This window comes from Mesorhizobium sp. M7A.F.Ca.ET.027.03.2.1 (assembly GCF_003999175.1).
GTDB lineage: Bacteria > Pseudomonadota > Alphaproteobacteria > Rhizobiales > Rhizobiaceae > Mesorhizobium.
Map to the genome: position 1 here is coordinate 1 of NZ_RZOM01001901.1, position 452 is coordinate 452.

Annotated in this window: 1 protein-coding gene; it reads left to right on the top strand. The window is 56.2% G+C overall.

Annotated elements, in window-relative coordinates; genetic code table 11:
- Positions 1-452 (top strand): ABC transporter permease (locus EN750_RS38680; RefSeq protein ID WP_145968406.1); only part of this gene is annotated, 452 nt, incomplete at both ends.

Here is a 452-nt window from a genome sequence, read left to right on the forward strand (position 1 = left end):
ACCTGGCAAGTCGGCGCGGTTGCCGCGGGCCTCGCCGTCGCCATCCTGGTAGGCCTGCTGAACGGCTTCATCATCGCCTATTTCGGCGTATCCCCCATTCTGGCCACACTGGGGACCATGATCGCCTGCAAGGGTCTTGCCATTGGACTGACGCGTGGAAATGTCTTGTCAGGGTTTCCAGATCCAATCGTTGCGATTGGAAATGGAACCTTTCTGGGCGTACCGCTTGCGTTCCTGCTGTTTATTGTCCTTTGCGTGTTCGTGTCGGTGGTTCTTCGGCGATCATCCTTCGGTCAGAAAGTCTACCTTGTCGGCGCCAACGAGAAAGCTGCCCTGTTCTCGGGGATACATGTCAAACGAGTTTTGCTTATGACCTATGCCTTATCGGGCGCGCTTGCAGGATGCGGCGGGCTTGTAATGATGGCCCGATTCAATTCTGCCAACGCGTCGTA